At 64.0% G+C, this 22,199-nt stretch carries 22 protein-coding genes and 2 pseudogenes; 14 read left to right on the top strand and 10 right to left on the bottom strand.

All coding sequences use genetic code 11. From position 1 onward, the window contains the following. Positions 1-304: 304 nt before the first annotated feature. Positions 305-1,570 carry an alpha/beta fold hydrolase gene (locus ACFU4Z_RS36260; RefSeq protein WP_379072831.1) on the bottom strand — a complete coding sequence of 422 codons (1,266 nt, stop codon included), beginning with the start codon at positions 1,568-1,570 and terminating at the stop codon, positions 305-307. Positions 1,571-1,692: 122 nt separating this feature from the next. Here ACFU4Z_RS36260 and ACFU4Z_RS36255 point away from each other — a divergent pair, with 122 nt between their 5' ends. Then, positions 1,693-2,238 (top strand): helix-turn-helix domain-containing protein, encoded by a 546-nt coding sequence (locus tag ACFU4Z_RS36255; protein ID WP_379072835.1) that lies wholly within the window; start codon positions 1,693-1,695, stop codon positions 2,236-2,238. A gap of 555 nt (positions 2,239-2,793) precedes the next feature. Here the strand turns inward: ACFU4Z_RS36255 and ACFU4Z_RS36250 are convergent. Then, positions 2,794-3,696: a LysR substrate-binding domain-containing protein gene (locus ACFU4Z_RS36250; RefSeq protein WP_379072829.1), complete on the bottom strand. Its 903-nt coding sequence runs from the start codon at positions 3,694-3,696 to the stop codon at positions 2,794-2,796. A 188-nt stretch (positions 3,697-3,884) separates the two neighbouring features. On the opposite strand from ACFU4Z_RS36250, the gene ACFU4Z_RS36245 reads away from it, so the two are divergent. The 3 genes and pseudogenes from ACFU4Z_RS36245 to ACFU4Z_RS36235 all read left to right on the top strand — a co-directional run. Beyond that, positions 3,885-4,202, top strand: coding sequence for a DUF1330 domain-containing protein (locus ACFU4Z_RS36245; RefSeq protein WP_379072827.1), 318 nt, complete (start codon positions 3,885-3,887; stop codon positions 4,200-4,202). A gap of 488 nt (positions 4,203-4,690) precedes the next feature. Beyond that, positions 4,691-5,470 (top strand): family 16 glycosylhydrolase, encoded by a 780-nt coding sequence (locus ACFU4Z_RS36240; RefSeq protein ID WP_379072825.1) that lies wholly within the window; start codon positions 4,691-4,693, stop codon positions 5,468-5,470. A gap of 245 nt (positions 5,471-5,715) precedes the next feature. Further along, positions 5,716-6,045, top strand: a pseudogene (locus ACFU4Z_RS36235) (Tn3 family transposase); the annotation flags it as partial. A gap of 55 nt (positions 6,046-6,100) precedes the next feature. Here ACFU4Z_RS36235 and ACFU4Z_RS36230 read toward each other — a convergent pair. Further along, positions 6,101-6,940 carry a dienelactone hydrolase family protein gene (locus ACFU4Z_RS36230; protein WP_379072823.1) on the bottom strand — a complete coding sequence of 280 codons (840 nt, stop codon included), beginning with the start codon at positions 6,938-6,940 and terminating at the stop codon, positions 6,101-6,103. 74 nt (positions 6,941-7,014) lie between these two features. On the opposite strand from ACFU4Z_RS36230, the gene ACFU4Z_RS36225 reads away from it, so the two are divergent. Beyond that, positions 7,015-8,001, top strand: a complete 987-nt coding sequence (locus tag ACFU4Z_RS36225) for a GlxA family transcriptional regulator (protein WP_379072821.1) — start codon at positions 7,015-7,017, stop codon at positions 7,999-8,001. Positions 8,002-8,068: 67 nt separating this feature from the next. Here ACFU4Z_RS36225 and ACFU4Z_RS36220 read toward each other — a convergent pair whose 3' ends face one another. Then, positions 8,069-8,680 carry a recombinase family protein gene (locus ACFU4Z_RS36220; RefSeq protein WP_379072819.1) on the bottom strand — a complete coding sequence of 204 codons (612 nt, stop codon included), beginning with the start codon at positions 8,678-8,680 and terminating at the stop codon, positions 8,069-8,071. Between the two features lie 1,415 nt (positions 8,681-10,095). On the opposite strand from ACFU4Z_RS36220, the gene ACFU4Z_RS36215 reads away from it, so the two are divergent. From ACFU4Z_RS36215 to ACFU4Z_RS36205, 3 genes are all read left to right on the top strand, one after another. Continuing rightward, a complete protein-coding gene (locus ACFU4Z_RS36215) occupies positions 10,096-11,088 on the top strand; it encodes a WXG100 family type VII secretion target (protein WP_379072817.1) in 993 nt (330 codons plus the stop codon). Between the two features lie 9 nt (positions 11,089-11,097). After that, positions 11,098-11,415 carry a hypothetical protein gene (locus ACFU4Z_RS36210; RefSeq protein ID WP_379072815.1) on the top strand — a complete coding sequence of 106 codons (318 nt, stop codon included), beginning with the start codon at positions 11,098-11,100 and terminating at the stop codon, positions 11,413-11,415. A 1,244-nt stretch (positions 11,416-12,659) separates the two neighbouring features. Beyond that, positions 12,660-13,220, top strand: a complete 561-nt coding sequence (locus ACFU4Z_RS36205) for a TetR/AcrR family transcriptional regulator (RefSeq protein WP_379072813.1) — start codon at positions 12,660-12,662, stop codon at positions 13,218-13,220. A gap of 150 nt (positions 13,221-13,370) precedes the next feature. On the opposite strand, the gene ACFU4Z_RS36200 is transcribed toward ACFU4Z_RS36205, so the two are convergent. After that, positions 13,371-14,285, bottom strand: coding sequence for a LysR family transcriptional regulator (locus tag ACFU4Z_RS36200; protein WP_379072811.1), 915 nt, complete (start codon positions 14,283-14,285; stop codon positions 13,371-13,373). Positions 14,286-14,458: 173 nt separating this feature from the next. On the opposite strand from ACFU4Z_RS36200, the gene ACFU4Z_RS36195 reads away from it, so the two are divergent. Both ACFU4Z_RS36195 and ACFU4Z_RS36190 read left to right on the top strand, forming a co-directional pair. Beyond that, on the top strand, positions 14,459-14,830 hold the full coding sequence (locus ACFU4Z_RS36195; RefSeq protein ID WP_379072809.1) for a DUF4267 domain-containing protein: 372 nt from the start codon (positions 14,459-14,461) through the stop codon (positions 14,828-14,830). Positions 14,831-14,844: 14 nt separating this feature from the next. Beyond that, positions 14,845-15,282: a DUF2871 domain-containing protein gene (locus ACFU4Z_RS36190; protein WP_378672612.1), complete on the top strand. Its 438-nt coding sequence runs from the start codon at positions 14,845-14,847 to the stop codon at positions 15,280-15,282. 31 nt (positions 15,283-15,313) lie between these two features. Here ACFU4Z_RS36190 and ACFU4Z_RS36185 read toward each other — a convergent pair whose 3' ends face one another. After that, positions 15,314-15,826 carry a DUF998 domain-containing protein gene (locus tag ACFU4Z_RS36185; RefSeq protein ID WP_379072833.1) on the bottom strand — a complete coding sequence of 171 codons (513 nt, stop codon included), beginning with the start codon at positions 15,824-15,826 and terminating at the stop codon, positions 15,314-15,316. A 429-nt stretch (positions 15,827-16,255) separates the two neighbouring features. Continuing rightward, positions 16,256-16,405: a hypothetical protein gene (locus ACFU4Z_RS36180; protein WP_379072807.1), complete on the bottom strand. Its 150-nt coding sequence runs from the start codon at positions 16,403-16,405 to the stop codon at positions 16,256-16,258. A 66-nt stretch (positions 16,406-16,471) separates the two neighbouring features. On the opposite strand from ACFU4Z_RS36180, the gene ACFU4Z_RS36175 reads away from it, so the two are divergent. Next, positions 16,472-16,648 (top strand): hypothetical protein, encoded by a 177-nt coding sequence (locus ACFU4Z_RS36175; protein ID WP_379072805.1) that lies wholly within the window; start codon positions 16,472-16,474, stop codon positions 16,646-16,648. 186 nt (positions 16,649-16,834) lie between these two features. Here the strand turns inward: ACFU4Z_RS36175 and ACFU4Z_RS36170 are convergent, their stop codons facing one another. Next, positions 16,835-17,566, bottom strand: coding sequence for an NAD(P)H-binding protein (locus tag ACFU4Z_RS36170; RefSeq protein WP_379072803.1), 732 nt, complete (start codon positions 17,564-17,566; stop codon positions 16,835-16,837). Positions 17,567-17,587: 21 nt separating this feature from the next. Between ACFU4Z_RS36170 and ACFU4Z_RS36165 the strand changes: the two genes are divergently transcribed. Continuing rightward, positions 17,588-17,767 (top strand): hypothetical protein, encoded by a 180-nt coding sequence (locus ACFU4Z_RS36165; RefSeq protein ID WP_379072801.1) that lies wholly within the window; start codon positions 17,588-17,590, stop codon positions 17,765-17,767. Positions 17,768-18,125: 358 nt separating this feature from the next. On the opposite strand, the gene ACFU4Z_RS36160 is transcribed toward ACFU4Z_RS36165, so the two are convergent. Next, a complete protein-coding gene (locus ACFU4Z_RS36160; protein WP_379072799.1) occupies positions 18,126-18,956 on the bottom strand; it encodes a class I SAM-dependent methyltransferase in 831 nt (276 codons plus the stop codon). A 305-nt stretch (positions 18,957-19,261) separates the two neighbouring features. Between ACFU4Z_RS36160 and ACFU4Z_RS36155 the strand changes: the two genes are divergently transcribed. Beyond that, positions 19,262-19,624, top strand: a complete 363-nt coding sequence (locus ACFU4Z_RS36155) for a PLD nuclease N-terminal domain-containing protein (protein WP_379072797.1) — start codon at positions 19,262-19,264, stop codon at positions 19,622-19,624. Between the two features lie 112 nt (positions 19,625-19,736). On the opposite strand, the gene ACFU4Z_RS36150 is transcribed toward ACFU4Z_RS36155, so the two are convergent. Further along, the gene (locus ACFU4Z_RS36150; RefSeq protein WP_379072795.1) at positions 19,737-20,228 is read right to left on the bottom strand and encodes a transposase; all 492 of its coding nucleotides are present in this window, start codon (positions 20,226-20,228) and stop codon (positions 19,737-19,739) included. A gap of 434 nt (positions 20,229-20,662) precedes the next feature. On the opposite strand from ACFU4Z_RS36150, the pseudogene ACFU4Z_RS36145 reads away from it, so the two are divergent. Further along, positions 20,663-21,939, top strand: a pseudogene (locus ACFU4Z_RS36145) (IS110 family transposase). Positions 21,940-22,199: the final 260 nt, after the last annotated feature.

The following is a 22,199-nucleotide window of genomic DNA, read 5'->3' as shown; positions in this document are numbered from 1 at the left end:
GACGGGAAGCGGGCACTATCCCGGGACCATGCCGCCGATCACTCGGCCCTCCTTTCGGTTGGTCCACTCGTCTCGTGCGACCTCGTGTCGCACGCTGTAAGGGTGAAATCTGACACCACTTATCGGCGATCAGTGGGACCCTGTTCGGGCAACACGTATCGGTGAAATTTGACGGCACTGCTCGGCGGGTGAGCGCGGCCCGTGATGGGTGTCCGATGCCATTTGACATGACGTAGGTCCAGGCGCCTGACCAGGAGTATGTCAACGATCTTGGGCAGCATTCAGAACACCAGCGGCTCGTCGGTCATGTGGTGGTGAGCCAGGTCGCGATGTCGGTGACGACCTGTGGGTCGACATGCTGGGGTGGAGCGTATTCGGCCGGGGTTGAGGGGCCGGTGCCGGGGAAGAACAGGTGGTTGTCGGCGTCGTAGACGCGGATGCTCACCCCAGGACGGCTGTCCAACCCGGCCCGCCAGCGGGCAAGATCGTCGTCCACGGTGACCTGGTAGTCACGACCGCCCTGCAGGATCAGCATCGGTTTCCCGACCGCTGCGGCCGTCGCGACCGGGTCGTAGTCCCGCAAATCCAACCAATACGCAGCGGATAGTCCGAGCGGCAGTTCGGGGGCCGGTGTTGCCGGTGACAACTCGGGCGCGTCGACCAATCCGGCCTGACGGATGAGAGTTTCGATTGCGCTCTGTGCGGCGGCCTCGCCGTCGGGGCTCAGCGAGGCCAGGTATCGGGTGACCCGGACCGCCGCGCGGTGCATCGGCTCGGCGTCGCCGGCCATCAGGATCAGCCCTGCGACCGTGGGCTCAGCGGCGGCGACACGGGGTGCGACCTTGCCGCCCATGCTGTGCCCGAGCACGAACACCCGCTCGGCATCCACCGCCGGATGTGCGCGCAGAGTACCCACGGCCGCCACCGCGTGCGGTACGTATTCGTCGGTCATGGTGAACCCATCCATGTGGGCAGCTACGTCGCGGTAGGAGTGAGTGACCTTGTCGAATCGGAGGACTGCGATGCCACGGCTGGCCAAACCCCAGGCGATGTCCTTCAGTGGCTTGTTCGAACCGAAGGTTTCGTCGCGGTCGAACGGCCCGCCCCCGGCCAGCAGGACAACGGCTGGACATCCGGTCGATTGCCGTGGCGCACTGAGGGTTCCGTGCACGGCGAACGGGTCGGTACCAAGTGTCACGTCCTGTTCTTCGAATTCGGTTTCGTCGGCGTAGGCGGGCGCCTGCCAGGGTTTCGCGGGCGGTGTCAGCTGGAGCCCCGCCAACCGGCCCGCATCATCGACGACCAGCTCGACCATAAGCTCCCCGCGTTCGAGGTGGACGGGGATTCGCACCGCTGTCGTGCCCGACGAGCCCGCCTCACCCACCGCTTCACCGACCTCGGTGACTCGCCCGTGCCGTTGATGGACCGACTCCCACGCGTCGTGCAGGTTCTCAGCCGATACCAATGCCTGCAGATGCGCCGCGAACATCTCATGCACCCGCTCAAAACCGTTGGCCCGCAACAGTTCAACAACCTCGATGCCAGCCTTTTCCGCAGTCGTTGCCCTCATCCGAGCGAATCCTCCTCGAGCCTGTCAGCAGCGCCCATTCCAGAGAGGGGGCGGTGCCGACACTTCAACATTCTCAACTTTGACAACGGTATCAGAATTGAGATCATTGAGGCGTGAACCCTATGGAGTTACTCGCACACCCGGTGCGGCTGCGGATCGTGCATGCCCTGTCCGGAGGACGTGTCATGACCACGTCGCAGCTGTGTGCGTGTATGCCCGACGTTTCGAAGGCCACCGTGTACCGCCATGTCGACCTGCTCGCCGAGCACGACATTCTCGACCTCGCCGGTGAACGGCGCGTCCGCGGTGCGGTGGAACGCAGCTACCGGCTGCGCCGCGAACGCGCGGTGATCGACGCCGACACCGCCGCGTCCGCGTCCATCGACGACCACCGCCGCATCTTCGCCGTGGCGATGGCGACCCTGCTCGCCGAATTCCAGACCTACCTCGACAGTGACGACGCCGACCCAACCGGTGACCTGGTCGGCTATCGCCAGCACGCGGTCTGGCTCGACAGCGACGAACTCACCGCCCTCATTGCGGACCTCCGCGCCGTGATAGCACCCCGCATAGCCCACCCAGCGACCACAGACCGCGAGCCATACCTACTCAGCCCGATCCTGTTCCCTTTGACCTCCCGGCACGGCACCACGGAAGACGCGTCATGACGCAAACCGAACATGCCTGACAGCCACCGGAATACGCCGACTCGGAAACCTTCGATGAGCACGACCTGCTACTCGGTTCCGAACCCGTTACCGTTCCCTGCACCATCAGCATGCCCCGCGCCAACGAACCGAGGCCGGGCGTCGTGTTGCTACCCGGTTCCGGGCATACCGACCGAGACGGCACACTCGGCGACAACAAACCACTCAGGGACATCGCACGGGGTCTGGCAGGCCGAGGCGTCGCAGTCCTCCGATTCGACGAGATCACACACGCAAAGTCCGAGCAAATCGATGAACAATTCACTGCCGCAGACGAATACGTGTGGCCGATGGGTGCTGCGCCAAGGTCTTCCCAGACGCTCTGCCGCAGCCGGTAGAGGCGTCCCTCGACGCCGCGGGAGGGAATGTTGAGTTCGTCAGCGATCTCGGCGTGGGTCTTGTCGGCGAGCAGGCCAGCGATGATCATTCGCTCTTATCCGCGCATGCCGGCGAACCGACCCTGGTTGAGGTCGGCCTTGCCACCGCAGGCGTCCGTCTCGCTTGACCTCTTGCGTGTCAGTCCGGCAGCCAGTGCAGCTCGTGCGCCAGGGTTTTGGCGACGGCACGGATGCGGCGGTGTAGTGGTGACTGCACGCGCGGGAGGACCAGGTGGATCGTCAGGCTGGGCGCGCCCTGCAGCGGTCGCCAGGTGAGACCGGCCGGTTGTGTCGTGACCGCGGCTTCACCGGCCGGGGCGAGGGTGAGCCCGTCGCGTAGGTCGCGCTGGGACATGTCGAAAGAGACTGCGGGCGTGTGGAATCGGGGGTGTGGTCGGGTGTCGCGGAACAGTGCGGACAGCTGATCGTGGATCACGGGGTTGGCGGTGCGGTCGGGGAGTCGCAGCGGATACGCGGCCGCGTCGGCGATCTCGATCTCCGGGTGTTCGGCCAGCGGATGGTGCTGCGCCAGCTGGACCCCGACGCGCTGACGCCGCAGCAGGAATCGGCGCACGCCGCGGCCCGGCTGTTCACCGCGGGTGATCCCGGCATCGATGCGGCCGTCGGCGACCGCGGGGGAGATCTCCGGTGTCGCCATCGGGACCGCGCCGACCTCGAGTCCCGGGCTGCTGCGAATCAGCCTGTCCACCAGGGCCGGTGCCGTCTCGGCCCCCGCGCTGAGGCTGTATCCGATGCGCAGCGTGCCCAGTTCACCGGCCCCCGCATTCCGGGCGGTGTCCCATGCCCGGTCCAGCGTCGCCAGCGCGGGCGGCGCGGACTCCGCCAAAGCCGCACCGGCCGTGGTCAATACGACGCTACGCGTGTTACGAACCAGCAGGCTCGTACCGAGTTGCGCCTCCAATCGGCGCATCCGGGCACTGAGTGCGGGCTGCGCGATACCGATCCGTGCGGCCGCGCGGGTGAAGTTCAACTCCTGCGCCAGCACCAGAAAGTACCGCAGGCTCACCGTATCCGGCGCCACATGCCCTCCCTGTCGATTAATAACGATCCGTTCTGAGTCTATCCCGTCCCGGTCTTTCCCTCGACCACACATCAAGCCCTAACCTGCGCATATGACGATTCCACTGACCGCAGTACCCGTCGCCGGGATCGATCGATCTGAGTGTCAATTCGAAGTCGGACGTGTCCGGCCGAACACAGGAGGTTTCCATGACTAAGGGCTACTGGGTCAGTGTCTACCCCGCCATTTCCGACCCTGAGAGCCTGACTGCCTACAACAAGCTGGCCCGTCCGGCTGTCCAGGCTGGGGGCGGGCGCCTCCTGTCCCGTGGCGGTCGAGTTGTCGCCCACGAGGCCGGAATCACGCAACGCGTCATTCTGATCGAGTTCGACAGCTTTGAACAGGCCGTCGCGGCATACGAGAGCGAGGTATACCAGAAGGCGCTGGTGGCCCTCCCCGACGGCGTCGAGCGCGACTTCCGCATTATCGAAGGCATCGACCTGACCGGCGGGCCCAGCCATCGCTGAGCATCCGTCACCTGATACGCACACGGTGCTGAACCACGACTCACGAGACGAGTTCGAAGCCATGCCCCGCGTCCCAGTTCGTCGTCGACGTCCTCGACGGCCTGATCCCTGTCGGGCGGATCGAAGAAGCGACGCGACGTCCGGGCCAGCTGGACTGTCTCGCTGACCTCGTCGACGAAACTCACCCTCGCCCGAAGCGAACCGCGAACCGCTTCTCACACGACAGATCGGTCCAGCGAACACAAGGCTTCGATGACCAGGGGCGCATCCTGCATCCATCTGCCGTGCCCTGTCGGGGCTACCCGGCACGAATCCTGGACCACCGCAACTGGGTAGCACGACTATCGGCTCCCCTTCCGATCAGGCCATCAGGCTTCTCGAGGTGATCGACACCCAGTCCCTGGCCTCGTCCTGACCTCCTCGGCCAGTTGACAATTCGCGAGCATCAAGCGAACGTTTGACCGTTGATTTCTAACGAGAGGCGATCCTTGATACGTACGTTACGGACCATCGGTGCGGGCTTGGCCAGCGCGGCGATCGCAGTCGCCACCCTCGGCCCGGCTGCGTCGGCCGACCAGCCGGCGGCGGACGGCCCCGGAGCACTGGTGTTCGCGGACGAGTTCGACGGTACTGTGATCGACCAGTCGAAATGGGCCATCCACTCGAACGCGGAGCCCGACCAGTGCCTCGGGAACAAAAGCAATCAGCAGCTCGAGTGGCACACCTGGGACGCGCTGTCGGTCGGCAATGGCGTACTGACGGTCACTGCGCGCAAGGACAACCCGCAACCGGGGTACGAGTGGTCGAGCGGGCTGATCACCACCGGGCAGGCGTGCGGGCACGACCCGGCCCACTCGTTCGCGGTGAAGCCTGGTGACTACGTCGAGACCCGGCTCAAGCTCCCGGCGGCGAAGGGGTTCTGGCCGTCGACCTGGACGTGGAACGGGAACGGTTCGAACGAACAGGACACCTACGAGTTCTACAGCGACAACCACCGCAAGCTGTACCTGACCAATCACCAGTCGGGCGGTGGCAGTTGCCCGTACGAATCCCCGACCGACCTCACCACCGACTGGCACACGATCGCCGAACGCCTAGGCCCGAACAAAACCACCTGGTACCTCGACGGCCGCCAGATCTGCGAACAAGGCCCGTACTCGGGCACCGGTGACGCCCTGATTTTCGACCTCTTCGTCTACGCTGGCATCCCACCCACAGTCACCCAGGAGTCGACGCAGGTCGACTATATCCACGTCTACCGCCCCTGACCCACCACCCGCGTTCAACGACTTGATCATCACACCCTCGTGACCGGAAGCGAGCGCGCCGTCGAAGTGCCGGGCAAGGCCACGGTCTTCGTCTTGGCGGACCGCGTCTCGCGGACGGTCTCCGAGGCCTGCGCGACATCCGAGAACAGGCGGTAACCCCGGGGTGTGACATACCGCCCAGGACTGCGGTTAATTCACCATTGGCAGAGCTGCGAAAGCGTCAATAAACTGGACAGCTCAGACGGGAGATCACCAGCGGGTTGCAGGTGGTGGAGAACTGGAACTCCGCCAACACCGTCGTGTTCTGCGGCGAGGACTCCCAGCTCACCGGCGCCGACCACGAACACGCCGAGGTCTCGATGCTGGCGCTGCACCTGCTGCAATCGGCGATGGTGCACATCAATACCCTTCTGCTCCAAGCCATCCTGGAGAATCCGGAATTCCACGACCTGGTCGGCGACAACGAACGCCGGGCGATGTCGCCGTTGTTCTGGTCGAATATCAACCCTTATGGCCGATTCCGGCTCGACATGGACACACGCCTGGACCTGAGCCGAGAACGTGTTGCGGGCTAGAGAATTCCTGTACGTCGGAAGTGGCTGCGAAGCTGGACCAGCAGTGGACGCTATGTCACTGCAACGGGACGTCCGCAGACAGCCGGTCCACGAGAAAGGCGAGGATCTCGTCGCGGGCCGCGGCGGTCGGCTCCCCCGCCGTATCGACCAGATGCGCGGTGACCACACTGTGCGGGCAGCCGACGATCTGCGAGAAAAACGGCGGCGGAGAGGGATTCGCCGCGTCGGCGGGCAGCACTCGCGGCTCGAAACGCGGACCCAGCGCTGCGGCGTAGGCGGCGAAACGCTGCGCGGTGCAGAAGCGGTCGCCCTCGAAGCGATAGGCGCGCACCACGAGATCATCGCGATCGAGTCGCTCCCGCACGGCCGCGAGCTCGCCGGGCGAAATCTCTAGTCCGCCAGGCTCATCCAGTGGCAGCGACGGCTGGCACAGCACCGGCGCCAGCATCGCGGGCTCGAGCATCATGGTGAGCGCGAAATTCCCGGTGAAGCACATACCCAGCGCGCCGACGCCGAGACCGTCGCATTCGCGATGGGCCAAGGCTGCCAGCGCACGCAGCCACACCGCGACCGGGCTGGACTTGCCCGCGCCGAAGGCCCGGAATTCCGCGCTGACACAGGCTCGTTTGAAGACTTCCACGCCGGCCTCTGCCTCCGGATAGGCACCGTCGCGGCCGAACAGTGACGGCAGGTAGACGGTGAGCCCGGCGTCGCGCACCCAGCGGGCGAAGCGAGCCACATCGGGACTGATGCCGGGCATTTCCGCCATGACGATGACCGCCGGTCCGGTGCCGCTGACGTACACCGTGCGGGCTACTCCGCCGAACGTGATCGATCGGGGTGCGAAATCGGCGAGGTCGTCGTCGAGAGAATCCTGCGGGAGAGATTGCTGCACATCCCAAACCCTGCCGCAGCAGGTCAGCACACCGCCATTGGCAAGATCGCCACTCTTCGGTCTAATCTCGCCACATGATTACCCACCTCGCGCTGGACGGTGTGCTCGAAGGTGCACTCGGCCTCGGTATCGACATCGTCGACACGGCAGCCGGGATCGCCGGTGACACGGCAGGCGGGCGGCTGCGGCAGCGCGTCGCATCACTCGATGGGTTGCCGGTCCGATCCAGCGGTGGGCGGCTGATCAGCGTCGATACCGAAACCCCGCTCGGCGCGGCGGAGTTCGAACCCGGCGATATTCTGGTGCTGCCGGGGCCGTCCGCGTCCAGCGAAGCGCGTGTCGAGGAACTCCTGACCCGACCCCAGACCATGCAGGCCGTCGAAATCATCCGGCGTGCCGCTGATTCCGGCGCTACGGTAGCTGCCTCCTGCTCGGCTGTCTTCGTGCTCGCGGCCTCGGGGCTGCTGTCGGGCCGGGCCGCCACCACTACTTGGTGGCTGGCGCCGCTGTTGGGCCGCCGCTTCCCCGATATCACCGTGCACTCCGATCGCATGGTGGTCGACAACGGCGCAATACTCACCGCCGGTGCGGCTTTCGCCCACACAGATCTGCTGCTGGCGCTGGTCGCCCGCCTCGGCGGCGGTGCACTGGCCGAGCAGGTGGCTCACTACCTGGTGCTCGATGCCCGCATGTCGCAGTCGCGCTACATGGTGCTCGAGCATCTACGGGCCACCGACCCGGTGCTGCGCGCCGTGCAACAGCACGTGCACGCCAATCTGCACCGGCAACTATCGCTGGACGAATTGGCCAGTGTCGCAGCGGTTTCTCCGCGCACTCTGACCCGCCGCATCCGCGACCGCGTCGGCGTCTCACCCACCCAGTACGTTCATCGCCTCCGGGTCGGGCAGGCGGCCACCCTACTCACGACCACGCGCGAACCCGTCGACGTGATCGCGGGCGCGGTGGGTTACGCCGATCCGGCGGCCTTCCGGCGCATCTACCGCAGGCACACCGGCGAGACACCGACCGCCACCCGCACCCGCGCGGCCGAATCGACCTAATAGGAGTGCCGTTAACGGTCGTGTCACCTGGTACATGAAGCCCTGTTTGGCCAGGTAGCCGCCGCGATCACTGTTCTTGTTCGGTCGCCGGCGTGAGGTAGCGGTGCAGTGATGTCTTCGGGATGCCGGTCTTGCTCGTAATTTCACCGAGGCTGTTTCCTTGTTCGCGGAGCAGCCGGGCGTAGTCGATCTTGTCGTCGGGCCAGGCGGTGGGCCGGCCGATGTGGCGGCCTTTGGATTCGGCGACTCCACGGGCGTGGGCGGCGCGTTCGGCGGTGAAGGTGCGTTCCATCTCCGCGAACACCGCGAGCAGCAGGAACGCGATGCGAGCCATGCCCTCGTCGGCGGTGTTGATCGGGAGCGGGTCAGCCAGCGTGCGCACGCCGATTCTCTTCTCGCCGAGGTCGTGGACGAGGTTCAGCACTTCGCGCAGGTTCCGGCCGAGCCGGTCGAGGGTGTAGGCGACGACGGTGTCGCCGGGGCGTGCGTATTCGAGCAGTTTGGTCAGGCCGGGCCGGGCGACCGTGGCGCCGGTCTTCTTATCGACGTAGATCCGTTCGTCTGGCAGTCCGGTGTTGGCGAGGGCGTCGAGCTGGCGCTCGAGGCTCTGCTTGGTGGTCGAGACTCGGGCGTAGCCGAGTTCGAGTCCGCCGGCCGGGTGTTCTGGTGCGCTCGCCATGCCCGCAATGTTCCGGAATTCGTCAGCGTACGGGCTTTCCGGAACACCTTCGGTGGAATGAATTCCGGAACGAATGCCATTCCGGTTCGCCCAGGTCGCCAACCGCCGGCGCGACTTGGTCCGCGTGGTGTCGGGTCGTTCCACTTCCAAGGAAGCGGAACAGATAGCCAGCCCGGCTACCGCTCAGGACAAACGGACCCGGATGGCTTCAGGCGGCCTTACTTTGGGGCTGGGGCCAACTTCAGGATTTGCCCCCGCTAACGTGTCCGAACCCCTGTCAAAGACCAAAAAATACACGGTTCCGTGGCAGATTTGCCACGGAACCGTGTCATTGAGTGTCCGGAGGGGGAGTAGGACACCGTGATTGCGGCAGATATGCACACTTTTCGTGTACATGCCGTCACCATACAAGTTTTCGGTGTCCATGGCGGTCGTCGGATTCCTTCCCCGTGGCGCACATGCGCGGCTACGAGGATCGACGAAGGGCTCTGTGCTGCAACGCGGTTGGACCGAGCGGGCAATCGCTGATGCATAAGTACTGACGCGGAAGGAACCGGGCGCATGATCCGGTGCACATATGTGCGATCGAATGCCGATGCTGTATTGCTCCAACAGCTAGTTGGAGTCGGATCATGGTGCCCTGACACAGTTTTAGCATCGCTTTACGCCGGTACTCCTGTCAATGGTTCAAGGTCATCCAGTTGGAATGACATTGAGAGGTGTGCAAATGTTCGGCGATTCGATAAGACGACTCCGAGGCAGTCCCGACCGGAACTGACGAAGGGTCTTCCGACAATCCGCGTGCCTGCGCACTGCTGTGCTACGCGCTCTTCTTGATCCGGCGCCTTCAGCGCGAGGTGGGCCGACTCGCTCAGCGAAGAGGTGTTACCCGGTCGGGGTCGCTGCCGTTATCGGCGCCGGACTGCGTTACGAGGGTTTCGAACCGTGCGGCTGCGCAGGCATACATCCTTGAAGGCCCGTGCGGCTGGCACATACGGTGTCCTCGGTCGCGCGACCACCCCGGGAGGCTCCGGAGTGCGCCCCGCCCTGATCGGACACCGGCCGGTCCGTTCGCTCGCACACTGCGATCTCCATGAGCCTAGATGAATCCAAGGGCTAGGAGTGCACCCCGCATTGTGCCGGCAGGGTGCGCCGGTGAGGCGCACTGCGGCGCCGGTGACGTGCATGTCGACGCGGGATCCAGGCGCCCGGCCCTGTGTCTGCAGCAGCGGCGTCACGAAGAAGCCGCCGGAGGCATCCAGTCAGCAGGTTGACATGGCGAGCTAGCAGGTTTTGTCCCAGCCTGGCCACATCAGATCGTTTGCAGCCGAGGTGAACTGGACGGTAGGGTCCTCGTCGCATGGGGTGCGATAGGTGCCGAAGTGGCCGATTGTGGCAGATCCAAGGGGGACAGAGTGAGCGACTTTTCAGTTGAGGTGGCCGACCTGAAAGGGTGGGCGGAGCAGGTGGGTCGGGCCGGAACCGATCTGTATACGGCCCATGAATATGCCAAGAAACACATCACCGACGGCAACTTCGGAAAGATCTTAGATTTGTGTACGGAAGAATACACAAAACTTTTGCCTTCGGTACGAGATACAGTACTGGCCGATAGTGAAGGTCAGGATAAAGCTCGATTGGCGCTCACGTATGCCGCCGAGGAGTACAAGAGGGTAGATCGCAATTTTGCGAGTGAGCTCGCAAAACTTGACGACACTCCTTTGATTGTGACCGACGATGGCGTCGCCGACGGATTCAATGATCGCACAACGGGCGCTTCTCTACTGATCGCTCCAACGGTTGATTCTCGAGCACTTGCGCAGATCACTCTAGGGATACCTTACGATCAAATTTGCTGGCTATTGGTTAAGGCTGGTATAAAAGACCCGCGTGACCTTGTCACAAATTACCTGAGTGGCGACATAGGGAAAGCGGGTACGCAGGTCTCCGCGTGGCGAAACCTGGCTAAATGCACCGAGGCCGCCAGGGGCAACCTTGAAGATGGCCGAAAGATGATTGCAAAAACATGGTCGGGCAAGGCCGCAACCTCGGCCAACGGGCAGTTCGAAAAGTGGAACACGGCTCTCGGGAACCAGAAGACAGCCATGGAAACAATGGCTAATCACCTAGCGGATGCAGTGGATGCGGCCATCAAGATGGCACAAGTGTTGGTCGACATATTCATGACAGTCGTGGAACTGGTCGGCCTCGCGCTTTCAAATGCAACGGTTCCGGTCGTCGGACAAATCAAATTGATCAGAACCGTGAAAGCCGCCGGTCAAATGATCTGGGAGTCATTCGAAGTTATCACAACGTTCGTGCAACTTGTGACGACGATAAAATCGGCCATTGTAGGATTCGTTGCGGTGTTCACGCAGCAATCATTGCCCACCCCAGCGACAAGTTAAGGATTTTCAGTGGCCGGAGTTACCAACGATTCCACATTCGCGGCAGTACTCGAACGTGTCAATGCCGCGATCGCGAAAGCGGAGCAGAGTCATGCCAAGTTCAAGCAAGAGAATCAACCGAGTGCAGAAGACCTCCAAGAGATGCACAGGTTGGCGGCTGCGGGTGAGTTAGGGGCCGAGATGCAGGCAGCGGCCAGCTTGGTTTCGAGCGGACAGGAGACTTGGCAGTCACTCTGCTCCGGAAAGTCGGCTAATGGGCATCTCCTCGCAAGCCATCTTGATCGTATGAATGCTGAGCATGGCGACGCGGTGGCTGCATCGGTCTAGTCTGATCCAACGCTGAGGCGAAAATGAACGAACAGGGCGGGTAAGAGATTTGCAACGGACCAGACAATGACTAACGACGATGCAGGCGCGTGCGACACAACGCCCGAGATCAGGAATAGCGCGAGAGTGAAGAACCGCCCTCTGGCGTGGCTCGCAGGAGCGATAGCTGAACGGTACTTGCGATCCAGGTTGCTTGTCGGCGGACTCCTGTTCTCGGCGATTGTATTCGTGTTTGGTGCATCTTCCGGTAGCCCAGGATGGAAGTTTGGCTACATTGCCGCTGGGCTACTGGGCATGGTGTTGCTGGCCCTTACCTGGATGCGCCTCAAGTCTGTCGGGTGGCAGTGGGCTGTCGGTGTCGGAGTACTCGGCTCCGATATAGTCTTGCTCTGCATTTCGGCCTGACAGTGTCCTGAGCCTGAATCTCCCGGTCCCGCAGCGGTTCGACCGTGTCGGCATGAATAAAGTGCCCTTCTGCGTGGGAGAATGGGAGTTGCGAAGATGCGGGGATTCGGGTGTCCAGCCCAGTGCATGCAGCCGCGGTCGCACGAAGAAGCGGCCGGAGTCGTCCAGGCACGCGGTGGCCATTGAGTGCGTCCGGCTGGCTCGTCGTCCGCAGTGAGCCAGCCGGTTAAGTAGGGCAAGCACATGCCCGGTCACCGAGGGGCCGACGCAGTTCAGACAGATGTTGCGCAGCTCAGAAGATTTCGCGGTGAGGGTTGCCGCCAACTTTTGAATACTGACCCCGCAGCGATTCCCCCGTAGGCTTGGGTCTGGATCTTCAGTCCTCAACGCCAGTGACCGCTTGTCCCGGGCCTTTCGCATCTGCCGGGCCGCTGTCGATGACCGTGGCCTCTCCCCGACTGCCAGGAGACCGTTTCACTCCCGACACCGCCGTGCCTCCAGCCTCGGACGTGGCGGCACCTGACTTCTCGACTCGGATCGCGCCACGACCCGAACCCCCAGGGCCGCCCACACAGCGACTCCGACATTCCCTGACTCTCAGCGTGGCTTCTGCGGCAACTGCGGAAGCTCAGTCGCCGCCCAGGACGACGGCGACGCAGAACTGGTCGGCGTCACCATGATGAGCCTTTGTGTACGGATGGTCAATGACCGCGCGCGAGCGGCCCCCTCAGAAACTCTGGTGAAGTACGTCGGTCAAGCGGTATAACCTCGCTGTGCGGTGCCGATCTGGGCGCGCAACTCCGCGACGATGCACCACCCGATCACGGCCACCGGTCGCGATGGCACGTGAAGGCGGCGGACCACAAGCGATCGTTCTCCGCGAGGCCTCGCGCCGCGCCGGCGTCGCGCCGAACGCGGCCTACACACACTTCAAAGACCGAGAAGCGTTGGTCCAAGCCGTCGCTCGATACGCGCTGGCACAGCTGGCTGCGACGATGGCCACCGAGCAGGACGCGCTACCCGACACCGAGGATCCCGCCGTGGCTGCGAGAGCACGTTTCCGCGCTGTCGGTGCGGGCTATGTTCGCTTCGCCCGTGCCGAACCCGGACTGTTCCGCACCGCGTTCGCGACCCAACACGATGTGTCCGCGGTCGCCGAACCCGCTGCCGCGGGCCCTACCGGTCGATCGGCGATCGAACTTCTCGCCGATGCTCTCGACGGCTTGGGCGAGACCGGACTACTCCCACCCGAAAGACGGCCCGGTGCGGAGTTTCTCGCATGGCCCACCGTGCACGGACTGGCCTACCTCGCCGCCGACGGCCCATTTCGCTTTCTCGAACCAGACCAACTCGGCGACCTCACCGCGCAACTGTTGGACATGATCGACCGCGGAATCTGAACGATCCACCCTCAGTACCGGTCAAAAGGGAGGACGGAGCTCGGGCCAGCGTGCGTTCCGCGCGGCGGGCGACGCCATGGACACGGATTCCCTTCGGCGCCAGCTCGATCGCCCAATTCTCGATGGGCCGATGACTGTTCGGGTCGCGTCTCAGCTCCTGAATTGGTTGCCTACATCGACCGCCACCTGCACGAGCGCTTCGACCCGTCGAGTGAGTCCCGTGCTCATCCAACCCAGGCCGAACTGCAGCGGTGGGGCGTCGGTGACAGGGACGAAGGTGACGTCAGGGCGCGTGTAGAACAGTGGCGCTTGAGTGGTTGTCAGGTAGACCCCCTTGCCCGCACCGACCAGGGCGAGGATTTCCTGGAAGGTGGTCGCCGTGGGGCCGGGTGGAATGCGGCGGCCGGAGGGGGTGCGCTTGGGATGGTGGAATTCGTCGAAGTCAGCTGGTAGCTCGGGTGGGTTCTGGATCATCTCGACGTCGGCGAGGTCTTCCAGCGACACCGTCTGTCTGCGGGCGAAGTCATGGCCGGACGCAACCGCGAGCATCTTGTCCTCAGAGATCAGCGGAGGGCCGATGGCCATGTCGGGCTCACACATCGGGAAGCAGCACAGCAGGGCTTCGACCTCACCCGAGCGCAACCGGTTCGCACCATCGCTGAGCTGCATCTCAGTAATCCGCACTTCGCACTCGGGGTAGCGCGCGTGAAACTTCTCGCCGACCTCAAGCAGATACCGGCCACCAGCGGATCCGAAATACCCGACCCTCAACGTCCCGGCGATTCCTCGTCCGGCCAGTCTGGCGTTCCGCACGCTACGTTGCATCTGCTCATAAGCAGGGCGCAGTTCGTCACGCAGCTGCGCCCCGACTGGCGTGAGCGCGACCTTGCGGCTCGTCCGGTCGAACAATGCCACCCCGACCTGGCGTTCCACTGCCTTGATCGTCTTGCTGACGTGTGCCGTCGACACCCGAAGCCGTTCGGCGGTCCGACCGAAGTGCAGTTCCTCGCACAACGTCAGGAACGCCTCGATCTCGTTTCGCTCCACCGTTGCCCTCGTGATCATTGCCCGCTGGTTAACGACCCTTGGGTGATTTGTCGTTGATCACGGTCGGCGAACGCTTGATCATAGAACGTCCTACGAAAAACATTCAGAGGGGTCGGTTTTGACCTGGCGGCAGCGGCCGTCCCGCAATTCACCGGCCCAACGTTTCACTGTCTCGTCCTGAGAGTTGGATCATGCTCACCGCCATCGCCTATGGCCTCGCCATCTTCCTCATCGTCTTCGTGCTGTTCATCGGAGCACGGTTTCTGCTGACCCCGGAATCCGCCGCGGAGGGCTTCGGCGTTCCCGCCAAACCGGACGGCGACGCCGCCTACCTGACCGTCAAAGGATTGCGTGACTTCACCTCCGGCGTCATCGGCCTCGCGTTGATCATCTTCGCCGACGCCGACGCGGTCGGCTGGTACATGCTCGCGGTCTCCCTGACTCCCTTCGGGGACACGCTCATCGTCCTGCGAAACGGCGGAACAAAAGCCACCGCCTTCGGCATCCATTTCGCCACCGCCGTGGTTGTGCTGATCAGCGCCGCCCTACTCTTCATCGCCTGAATCCGAGGACTGTCGTGAAAAAGATCTACAACGCAGCGCACATCTACATGATCGTCGGCCTCGTCTCCGGCCTCTACTACCGCGAAATCACCAAACTCAACGACTTCACCGGCGACTCCCAACTAGGACTCGTCCACACCCACCTGCTGGCCCTTGGCATGCTGTTCTTCCTGATCGTCTTGGCGCTGGAGAAAATGTTCACGCTCACGGCGGGCAAGCTGTTCAACCCGTTCTTCTGGACCTATAACGCGGGCCTAGCACTAACCGTCACAGTGATGACCGTTCGCGGCACCCGGACAGTCCTCGGCCACGAAACCAGCGAAATAGCAGCCCATCTCGCCGGAGGCGGCCACATCATCCTCACCGTTGGCCTGGTCCTGTTCTTCATCACCCTGGGCAAACGCGTCACTGAAAACCCCGCGCCGGTCCGATCCGAAAGTCTTGTCTCGTGAAAGACGCACCGATCCGCGCATTCGCGTTACTTCAGGCGAGCGTTACGTGCGTCTGCGGCGTGACCGCCGTCTGGGTGCGCAGACCGGCGGCAAAAACTGCCACCCACCCCCGGGCGATGAACGAGGCAATGGCGAAAGTGACGCTCGTCGAGCCGGGGATCGTGAACGCCAGAACCGCGAACACGACGAACACGACCGCGCTCACCACCGCCCCCACGGTGTTGCCCTCCGACCGCAACCGCCGGAATGCCACAGCGCAGAAGCCGAGCAGTCCGACCCCGGCGACACCGGACGCGACACCGTGCAACGCTCCGTGCCAGGTAGCGACCTCGGCCGCTCCGACCGGATACCCGGCGATCGGATCGCAGGCGAACAGACCGGCTCCGACCAGCCCAACCGCGAACACGCCCACCAACCGTGGTGCCCACACTCGCCCGATGCCCGCAACCATGCGCTGACGCATCCCGACCGCGACGACAGCGAACAGCGCGCCGGTGAGGATGAAGTTCACGGCCTGGATCCAGCCGTTCGGCCCGGTGGCGATTCATCACCAATCTGAACGGCGTCCAGAAGGCTAGATTTCATATTGAAGCCAGGGGCATGGATCGACTTGATCGCGGACGTCAGAGGTGACAAGTATCCGCGGTGACCAAGTGCGGCAAGCGCTTTCGCCTGGACTGTGGCTACGCGCTCTCCTTCCGCGCCGCGTCCTTTCGAGGTTCGGGATGTCGGTGACGAAGGGCGGAAGCGCGCCAAGCGACGAAGGTATCGCGGCCCGCGATGTAGTGGTACCTTTCGCTGACCGGCAGCGATGGGTGGCTCCTTTCGTCTGTGCTCCGTTAAGGCTTGATTAAGACGTGGTCACAGTGTTTGCCATGCCAAGGCGAGTTGGATAGCGGGGCGACCTCGCGGATCAGCTGCTGGAGCACCGCTGCCTCCGCTGCCAGATCATCCTCGGGCCGGATGCAGGAGCTCATGGCTTGCCGAGTTCGGGCAGGGTCATCCCTTCGCCGTCGGGCGAGATGTCGTTCTTGGACAGGTTGCGCAAGCAGCCAGAACTGGGGCTGGGTAGCCCATTGCTGCCTGCTGGGCCCGCCTTCGCCACCAAGAAAGCCATCGCCATCGAGGCCGAGACGATGCCTGGTCGAATTACCTTGCGGCACTGGAACAGCGCGACATCATCGGCCCCGTGCTCGCCGAACTTTGGGACACCCTCGCCGAAACCGCCCAGACCCTGCCCCCAGACTGGGATCGCAGCTACATCGCCACCCGCCGACTGATCCTCGCCGAACTGACGACTACGGCCTGGAGCATCGCCGGACGCGCCTGGTACGGGCCGTCGGCGATGGTGGCCGCGCGGGCGTGATCTACCGCCTGCACTACGCTTTCGCGGCCATCCCCGCAGCCCCGCAGCTCACGGCTGGTAGTGCGAAGCAGCGCCGAGGAAGTGGCTCCCCGACCGGGCCTTCATAGGCTCAGTACGCGACGGTGAAACGTTGGCCGAGGAAGGATCCGTCCTGGAGTGCGTCGACGATCGCGTTCGCGTAATCGCCTACGCTGATGCGGCTTTCACCGTCGGCATCGGTGATCGGGGTGTCGCGGGCCTCGGGCGCGGTAGGTGCCGGTCGCTTCGCCCGCGACCAGGTTCACGGGCGGCGGGCTGACGTAGGACCAGCGAACCGGTGACTCGGAGGATCTCCAGCGCTTCGCTCTGGTCGCGCGCGGTCTCCAGATACTGGGGCGGGAAGTTCGGCGAATCGACGAAACGCTGACCCGGCGCGTACTCGAGGCTGCCGCCACCCCCGAGGAAGACCAGACGGTCGACGCCTGCGAGGGGAAGTGCTTCGAGCAGGGCTTGGGCGCCGCGCGGGACCAGTCGGTCTTCGCCCTTGATGGCTGCGACGACGGCGTCGTGGCCTGCGACGGCGTTCTTGACCGAGGCGGCATCGGTGACATCGACGGTGTCGCGGCCAAGGGCGGTGACCTGCAACCCACGCGCGGCCGCCGCACGGGCGACTGCACCCCCGAGGCTACCGCCGGCGCCGATTACAGCGATCTTCATGGGCCTTTCCTGGTTCAGGCGATCGATGAAATCGCTAATGAGCGGGGCGATTTCGGGAAGGTTCTCTTCGAGCGCGAAATGGCCCGTGTCGAACAGGTGGACGGTGGCGTCGGGGACATCACGCAGGTAAGCGTGCGCACCGGCTGCGGGGAAGAAGGCGTCGTTGCGGCCCCACAGGACCAGGGTCGGTGGTTGGTGCTCGCGTAGCCACTGCTGCCACACCGGGTAGAGCGCTAAGTTGGTGTGGTAGTTCAGCGCCAGCTCGACCTGGGCTTCTTTGCGGCCCAGAAGGTCGAGGAAATGCTGATCGAGGGTCCATCCGTCGGGGGCGACGAGCTCTGGATCGGTTGTGCCACCCTCATATTGGCCGCGAGTGACCGGCAGTTCGAGAATCTGTCGAACGTTGTCCTCGGCCCGAACTAGCGAAACACTCGAGGTCCGGAGTGATCGACACGGCTGTCAGATATTCATCATCTGACGCCGATGAAGGCGGGTCAAGATCTTCAGCACACCCATCTTGGGTGACTTTTGCGCAGGTCATGGGGCAATACGTGCAGTTTGCCAACACGCCCCGGATACGCCGCTACACCGGACAGGCGCAGGCTGTGCGGTGGGCCACGGCACACAACTGGTGCTCCCAACCGACCCCCGACACGAGGAAGGTGTCCGGCTACTTTGCCGCTGTGCGCGCTGAGGAGAGTGGCCACGCTGTGGTCGCTGTCCAGCGGCGCCATCCGCGGTCTACCGCCGCCATAGGCCAAGGACCAGCAGCGGGCCTGGCTCAAGCCCTCCGGGTCGTTGCGATCGCCATACGCTCACCGCGGCGGAGTAGCCCTGCGTCTGCAAGAACAGAAGCCCGACCGAGGAACTCGTCACGAAACTCCCGCAATTGTTGGGCTTCGACGAGGGTGATGTCGTAGTACGACTCGACAGCGGAGGCCCAGATCTGTTCCGGCGTGGCGTCGGCGCCGGGCATGATCTCGGTCCAGCTGATGGGCTGGAACCCAGCGGCCGTTGCCAGCTCGTTCAATCCTTGGCGGGTGCGTGCGCGGCGGTCGCCGAGTGTGGGCATCGTCCCGCGCTGTTGGGAGGCTGCGAAGATGGGCCGTCCCACCTCCTGGAACAACGCGAGTCCACTGCCGGGCACGGGCTTCATGCCGACCGAGATCGCTAGCCTGCCTGCGGGCTTCAACACTCGCGCCGCTTCGGTGAAGACCTGTTCGACCTGCGCCATCAGCATCACCGCCATGTGAGAGACCACGGTGTCGAATGCGTTGTCGGCAAACGGGAGTTCCTGGGCACGGCCCAGCCGCAACTCGGCATCGACCAGTTCCGATCTGCGACGGGCCGAAGCGAGTTGACCCTCCGACAAGTCGATGCCGGCGAGCCCGGTCGCGCCGTTTCGGGCAAGAATCGCCAACAGGGATCCGTCACCGCAACCGAGGTCGAGCACGTTGAGAGCGTCGGGGACCTGGTCGGCTATGAACTGGTAGCTGGTTCTCCCGTCGGGGAGCGGGTTCGCGGCGACATAACGACTCATGGCTTCGGGCATCTGGTCATGTATCCGCTGGTAGAAGGCTTCGCCTGCGTCTATTTCATCGGCTGCAACCATGCGACAACCCTAATCCATTGGTGCCGAACGTATTTCGATGCATTTAGTAGCAGGTCGGGACGCCGCGCTTCATCGATCATCGTGCGCGCCATAGTCCTCATTCCGCCCCGCTCGACTACCAATCGGCGGTGGACGGGCTCCGACCCGAGGTGTCCTCGGGAAGACACCACCAATGACCGAGTCCTGGCCTGACGCATACTCGCCTCGGGTGTGGGCGGCGATTGCGGTATCGTTCGAGCTCGGCCCGCGTGGCCTCGGTGGGGAATTTCGGTCGATCGTTCGGCCCATGAATGAGGAGATTTGCGATGCCGTACGCGGTTGTCGGGCTGATCACGTTGGCACTATGGGTGTACTGCCTGATCGACATCATCACCGCTCCCGAGGCCGGAATCCGGCATCTGCCCAAGATCGGGTGGCTGGTGGTCGTGGTCTTGGTGCCGACGGTCGGGGCCCTGCTGTGGCTGTTCATCGGGCGGCCGCTGAACGAGTCGTCCAGGACGCGGTCGAATAGCCGGTACTCCGAGTACGACCGCCCGGGTCGCTATGTCGCGCAGGATCCAGCGGCCGACGAAGAGTTCCTGCGCGGCCTGCGCCTGCGGGCCGAACAGCAGCGCGCCGAGGCCAAGCGCCAAGAGCAGGTGCGGCAGCAGGAACGCGGCGAGCAGTAACGACGCCGCGTTGACGCTCCCCCCGGCTCATCGCCGCCGATCTCGACGGCACCCTCCTTCGCCGGGACGGCCCGATCTCCCCACGCACCGTCGCCGCATCCCAAACAGGGCCTCATCGCCGGGCGCCGCCGGGGATCAGTTCCAGCAGGATCCGGTGCAGTCGATTGAGGGTGTCGGTGCGGGCGTGTCCGAGCCCGTCACGGCGGTCGGCGAGCAAGCCGAGGGCGATCAGTTCCGGGTCGGCCTGGACGCGGCGCAGGTTCGGTGCATGCAAGGCCGCCAGAGCGACCGAGTGCGCGTCGACAGGGTCTGTTTTTCGGCCGTTGCCGGTGGCGAAGACCCGCACCTGCGCCGAGAGTTTCGTCGGGACATCGACGACGGTTTCCCCGTCGTGGACCAGGCGGTGGGCGAGATGTCGGCCGATGCCGTCGCAGCACTCGATCGCCCAGGTGCGGTCGGTGAATCGTTGTGCTGTGGTGAGCATTTCGGTGTAGCCGGTGTTGTCTGTGTCGTATCGGCCCGTGGCCAGCACCGTGCCGGCTGGGTCGATGATCTCGATCGTGGCTGAGCGTTTGTGCGGGTCCATTCCGATGATGACCGTCATCAGTGCGTCCTTCCCAATGCGCGGATGGTGTCCGTGCGGGAAGGCACCGCTACTTCGAGCCCGGGCAAACCCCTACTTAGCCGGCAACGGTTACCTCGATGATTCGTTGCACGGCATGGCCCGGCAACTCCTGGCAAACCCCTGAGCCGTGAGCTCTTTGAAAAGGCGGCGAGTGCCGGGTCAGGCCGGGTCTACGAACGAGCCGGTGTGTCGACTCGGACCAGTCCGGAGTCGGCGGTGAAATTGTCGTGGTTCGAGCCCGCCTGCGCGAGCTGACATCTCGCCAACCCGGAGCCTTTCGAGCTCTCGAGAAGACTGAAGTCGCGCGGGTGCGCTGGGATCGCGAACAGCTCATCGGAGGCAAGCCCGAGAGGCTCGTAAGTGGGGCGCTGCGCGTTCCCATCAGGGTTGGACCAGCGGAAACACTGAAGCAGATGGAGGCTGGATTGTATCGATACTGCGGGATCGACTGGGCCAAAGGACATCACGACATCGCCATCGTCAATCGCGAAGGCACACTGGTGACCAAGAAGCGGATCGCTGATGACCCAACGGGTTTCACCGAACTGATCGACCTACTCACCGAGGCCGGTGACAACGCCGCTGAGCCGATCCCCATTGCGATCGAAACCCCCCGCGGGCTGCTGGTCTCGACCAGCTACGCGCCAGCGGCCGACCAGTGTTCGCGATCAATCCGATGGCCGTCGCCCGATATAGGGAACGCCACAGCATGGCACGCGCCAAGTCCGACCATGCCGATGCATTGACCTTGGCCAATATCCTTCGCGTCGACGCTCATCTGCACAGACAACTCCCCGACGACAGCGAACTCGTCCAGGCGATCGCGGTCTTGGCGCGCGCTCAACAAGACGCAGTCTGGCGCCGCACCAAAGCCAGTAATGAGCTCAGATCTCTACTGCGCGAATACTATCCAGCTTTTCTCGACACATTCGTCGCCCGAACCTCCAAATCAGGCACCAACCTCGCCAGACCCGAAACCCGCGCCATCCTCGCAATCGCACCCACCCCAGCTCACGCCGCCAAGCTCACCAAGGCACGCATCGCCACCGCACTGCGCCGAGCAGGCCGCCAGCGCGGAATCGATGACCTCGCCACCGACATCTTCCAACGCCTGCGCGTCCCACAGATGCGCCAACCGCAACTGGTGGAACAGGTGATGGGCCACCAAACCCTCGCCTTGCTGGCCACCCTCGACGCCGCCTGCCGCGGCGCCAACGACCTCGAACAGGCCACCGCCGAACAATTCCGCAGACACCCCGACCACGACATCATCACCAGCTTCCCCGGCCTGGCCGACCTCGCCGGCGGCCGAGTGCTCGCCGAAATCGGCGACGACCCAACAAGATTCACCGACCCCCGCGCACTGAAGGCCTACGCCGGATCCGCACCAGTCACTCGAGCATCTGGCGAAACCATCTCGATCACACACCGCAAAATCAAGAACGACCGACTCGCCGCTGCCGGCTGGGTTTGGTCGTTCGCCGCAGCCGCCACCAACGGACCCGCCCGAGCGCACTACCTCAACCGCCGAGCCCAGGGTGACCGCCACCCCGCAGCCCTACGCCACCTATTCAACAAGATGCTCGGCCAACTCCATCACTGCCTCCACACTCGCGAATCGTTCGATCCCAAAAAGCCTTCGACCATCCAGCAGAAACACCGCACCAACCCGCTGCAGCTTGACTCTTAGAACCATCGGAGGTCTCTTCAGCCATTCCCGGCACGGCACCCGGTGAGAGGCAAGCCATGTGAGAGCCACACCAATGATGCTGGTGGGCAGCCGCTTATAGAGCTTCTCGCCGGGTACCTGGACCCGATCCTGGCCGGGATCAGGCCCTGGCACCAGGGTTAAGTAGGCTCCCCTTTATGTCAAGACATGGCTGGGAGACGGTGGTTAGGCTGGGTGGTGGTAGGTCCGGGATGTGGCTTGTCCGAAGGGCCGGTGTGCGG

It is taken from the genome of Nocardia sp. NPDC057440 (assembly GCF_042802915.1).
Taxonomy (GTDB): Bacteria; Actinomycetota; Actinomycetes; order Mycobacteriales; family Mycobacteriaceae; genus Nocardia.
This window is presented reverse-complemented; position numbering and strand designations above follow the sequence as displayed.

Bases quoted from the DNA above. Each gene is read 5' to 3' on its own strand.
- ACFU4Z_RS36260 (WP_379072831.1), bottom strand. From the start codon at position 1,570: ATGAGGGCAACGACTGCGGAAAAGGCTGGCATCGAGGTTGTTGAACTG.
- ACFU4Z_RS36255 (WP_379072835.1), top strand. From the start codon at position 1,693: ATGGAGTTACTCGCACACCCGGTGCGGCTGCGGATCGTGCATGCCCTG.
- ACFU4Z_RS36245 (WP_379072827.1), top strand. From the start codon at position 3,885: ATGACTAAGGGCTACTGGGTCAGTGTCTACCCCGCCATTTCCGACCCT.
- ACFU4Z_RS36225 (WP_379072821.1), top strand. From the start codon at position 7,015: ATGATTACCCACCTCGCGCTGGACGGTGTGCTCGAAGGTGCACTCGGC.
- ACFU4Z_RS36220 (WP_379072819.1), bottom strand. From the start codon at position 8,680: ATGGCGAGCGCACCAGAACACCCGGCCGGCGGACTCGAACTCGGCTAC.
- ACFU4Z_RS36205 (WP_379072813.1), top strand. From the start codon at position 12,660: ATGGCACGTGAAGGCGGCGGACCACAAGCGATCGTTCTCCGCGAGGCC.
- ACFU4Z_RS36200 (WP_379072811.1), bottom strand. From the start codon at position 14,285: ATGATCACGAGGGCAACGGTGGAGCGAAACGAGATCGAGGCGTTCCTG.
- ACFU4Z_RS36195 (WP_379072809.1), top strand. From the start codon at position 14,459: ATGCTCACCGCCATCGCCTATGGCCTCGCCATCTTCCTCATCGTCTTC.
- ACFU4Z_RS36180 (WP_379072807.1), bottom strand. From the start codon at position 16,405: ATGGCGATGGCTTTCTTGGTGGCGAAGGCGGGCCCAGCAGGCAGCAAT.
- ACFU4Z_RS36160 (WP_379072799.1), bottom strand. From the start codon at position 18,956: ATGGTTGCAGCCGATGAAATAGACGCAGGCGAAGCCTTCTACCAGCGG.
- ACFU4Z_RS36155 (WP_379072797.1), top strand. From the start codon at position 19,262: ATGCCGTACGCGGTTGTCGGGCTGATCACGTTGGCACTATGGGTGTAC.
- ACFU4Z_RS36150 (WP_379072795.1), bottom strand. From the start codon at position 20,228: ATGACGGTCATCATCGGAATGGACCCGCACAAACGCTCAGCCACGATC.